Annotated in this window: 3 protein-coding genes; all 3 read right to left on the reverse strand. The window is 58.0% G+C overall.

The features are described 5' to 3' along the window. Positions 1 to 506 precede the first annotated feature (506 nt). Complete coding sequence (locus tag WBV42_RS10330) at positions 507 to 848, reverse strand: ArsR/SmtB family transcription factor (protein ID WP_423985954.1); 342 nt, start codon at positions 846 to 848, stop codon at positions 507 to 509. Between the two features lie 307 nt (positions 849 to 1155). Next, entirely contained in the window at positions 1156 to 2349 is a 1194-nt protein-coding gene (locus WBV42_RS10335) for an iron-containing alcohol dehydrogenase family protein (RefSeq protein ID WP_423985955.1), read from the reverse strand. A gap of 230 nt (positions 2350 to 2579) precedes the next feature. Next, positions 2580 to 3300, reverse strand: a 721-nt coding sequence (locus WBV42_RS10340) for an aldehyde dehydrogenase family protein (RefSeq protein ID WP_423985956.1), incomplete at its 5' end; no start/stop codon positions are given.

The following is a 3300-nucleotide window of genomic DNA, read 5'->3' on the forward strand; positions in this document are numbered from 1 at the left end:
TTCGGTATATGCTTTGTGCTACTGTTCGAAAATAAGACAGTAATGTGTGGCACCATAAATGGGGATTCGACGTCTACTTGCAGACCCGTTGCTTACCAACGATCGGAGTCGGAAGTTCGAACTCCTCGAACATCGTGAGACAATCCCGTCTGTCGTGTGCTCCGCATCTGTTGTGTGGATTCGTTTGTACTTGGACCGACGATGGATCGACGTTGGTCGTCAGCCAACAGTACTCGCACCCGTCATCAGGGTCCGGGCCGATTATCGGACGACAGTTGGCCCTGCTTCGTGACTTGGCCACCACACTCCGGACATACCCCTTCTACGGTATCGAAGGTTTCACCGCACATCTGGCATTCAAATCGCGCATCACTCTTCGTCGTGAATAGCTCTTTGAGTTTGTTCACGAAACCCATTGGTGGTAATGTACACTCGTTGTGGAATCGGAAAAAGTCTGGGGGGGAGTACGTCGGAGGAGATGGATCGACGAGCGGAATAATCGCTCCTCAGTCGGCACCGAAGACGAGAACGACGGGATTTTCGCACGGCGCATAGATCTTCATCTCGCGTCCTTTCTCGGAGTACCGTGTCCCCGCGACCCTGATCAGGTCCGCTCCTTCGAGGGCGTCGACATGGTATGAGACCGTCTGAAGCGAGACATCGAGACGGGTAGCGAGCGCGGACGGCGTTCCCGGTTCCTCTGTAATTGCGACGAGGAGCGTTCGAGCGGTCTTGGATGACAGCGTACTCAAAACCGAGTCCATGTCCTGTTCATTGATATCCAACAATTCGATATCCCCCGTCTGTGCAGTGTCGATATCGGGCGATGGTTCGGGTAGAAGAGCCATTATATCACCAACGCCGATAAGTTGGATGCAAACTGTATAGTCTCTTGCGAAAGGAGACGGACGATGTACCGGTACTAAGAGGGAACACGGACGATGTACCGGTACTAAGAGGGAACACGGACGATAGAACGAAAGGCAACGAGATGAAGCGCACCCTCATCGTCGAGATGTCGCGGGAGTAATATGCACTTCGGAGTAATCGACGTCGATTACTCCGAAATCGAGTTGGGCTCCCTATTCCGACACTGAAAGCTCGATTGTCGGCGGAGATGGCAAAAAACGCGTGAGTTTTAGTCCCGACGGGGATTCACAGGCGTGATTCGTACTCGAATACGCCGTCGAAGGCCCGTTCGAGGATGTGCTCCATGTCGTCTACATCGGTCAAACGAGGATTTCCAGTGAGACTTCCGTCTTCGAGTGCCTGTTCTGCCAACGCAGGAATCGCCTCGCGTTCGGCCGCCGTCTCGTCCAGCGTCCTGGGGATCCGGACCGAGTCACCCAGTTCGCGTACCGCACGAACGGCTTTGTAGGCCTCTAGCTCTGTTCGGCGGTTGCGGTCGACCGGTTCGCCGAGGCGCTCCGCGATAGCACAGAACTCCTCGGGAACTTGCGGCAGGTTGTACTCCATCACGTACGGAAGGATGATCGCGTTGACCAATCCGTGTGGAACGCCAAACTGACCGCCGACTTGGTGAGAGAGCGCGTGCACTGCGCCCAATCCAGCGCCGTTGAACGCCATCCCGGCCTGCATACTTGCCCTCGCCATCGCCGTGAGCGCAGCGGGGTCGCCGTCACGGTACTCGACGGCACGGGGGAGGAATTCGCCGACTTTCTCGATCGAGTCGAGCGCGATAGCGGAGGTCTGACTTTGTGCCTTGATCGACACGTACGCTTCGATGGCGTGCGTCAACACGTCCATTCCAGTCGCCGCTTTTACCGGCGGTGGTGCGCTCGCCGTCAGATCGGGATCGATCAACGCGAGGTCGGCAAGGAGTTTCACGTCCCCGATTTCCTCTTTGACGTCGGTCTCGGAGTCCTTCACGATACACCAATGGCCGACCTCGCTCCCGGTTCCGGACGTCGTTGGTATGTAGATACTCGGCGGGGGGGACTCCGGGACGTTTCCGCTCCCTTCGTAGTCGAGAATGTGGCCGTCGTTCGCTGCGATGATCGATGCCGCTTTTGCGGTGTCCAACGACGACCCACCACCGATTCCGAGAATGAGGTTCGCGTCGGCGTCGTCGTAGGCGTCCGCTGCCTCGTGAACGACTGTGTCCGTCGGATCCGGCTGAACACCGTCGAAGATGGCATACTCCTTTCCGGCTTCCTCGATCGATTCGAGTACCGGTTCGAGAACACCAGCCTCGCGAACACCTTCGTCGGTCACGACGAGCGCACGTTCCGCATCGAATCGGTCGATGTACGAACCGACTTCGTCTGAAGCTCCACGACCAAACAGGATCCTATTCGGGACGTTCCATTCCGCTAATTGTTGTGTCATTGTTGTGGTACCGTGTTCTATGAGTATCGTGAATTCGGCACTGTGTGCAGCGTTCCGGTTACGGGGTAGATAGTACCAGTATTCGATTCATACCCGTTACTCCCCATACCTATGAGTATTTAAATAGTCACGGCGGCTCGCTTGGATTTCTTCGTTAAGGGAGTACACTGAGCGGGAATCGGTTTCATCCTTGTTCGATTCCCTGACGTCCGTTCGCCCTGCTGACGTGGTTAATAGGGTTCCATTTCGCCGTGCTCGACGACGACGCTGTTTACGGTGGTGAACGCCTCGACGCCCTCGTAACCGCCTTCCCGTCCCAGACCGCTCTCCTTGTTCCCTCCCCACGGGCTCTGGGGCATCGACACGGGGAACGTGTTGACTGCGACGAGGCCGTGGTCGAGTCGGTCAGCGATACGGGTGGCGTGCAACCCGTCGGTCCAGACGGACGCCGCCAGCGCGTACGGCGAGTCGTTCGCCACGGCGACGGCTTCATCGACCGATTCGACGCTCAGTATCGAGAGCACCGGGCCGAATATCTCCTCGCGCGCAATTTGCATGTCCGGTGTCACGTCATCGAACACGGTCGGTTCGACGAAGTGTCCGTCCTGCAACTCCGGATCGTCCGGGACATTCCCACCGGTTCGGAGGGTCGCACCCTCCTCCCGTCCCGCTTCGATGTAGCCGAGAATGTCGTCCTGCGCTCCCGCCGAGATAACCGGCCCCATATCAGTCGTCGGATCGCCCCCCGGCCCGAGGGAGATACGTTCCGCTTCCCGGACCACGAGTTCGGTGAATTCCTCCTTCACGTCTTCGTGGACGATGGCACGTGAGGTAGCGACGCAATTCTGCCCGGCATTGGAGAAGATTCCTCGGGCGACGCCGCGCGCCGCGTTCTCGACGTCGGTGTCGGGGAGGACGACCGCCGGAGCTTTCCCTCCGAGTTCCAGGTCG

The sequence above is a fragment of the Haladaptatus sp. genome (assembly GCF_049589095.1).
In the GTDB taxonomy this organism is placed as follows: Archaea; Halobacteriota; Halobacteria; order Halobacteriales; family Haladaptataceae; genus Haladaptatus.

Coding starts and splice junctions, on each gene's coding strand:
- WBV42_RS10330 (WP_423985954.1), bottom strand. CDS start 848: ATGGCTCTTCTACCCGAACCATCGCCCGATATCGACACTGCACAGACG.
- WBV42_RS10335 (WP_423985955.1), bottom strand. CDS start 2,349: ATGACACAACAATTAGCGGAATGGAACGTCCCGAATAGGATCCTGTTT.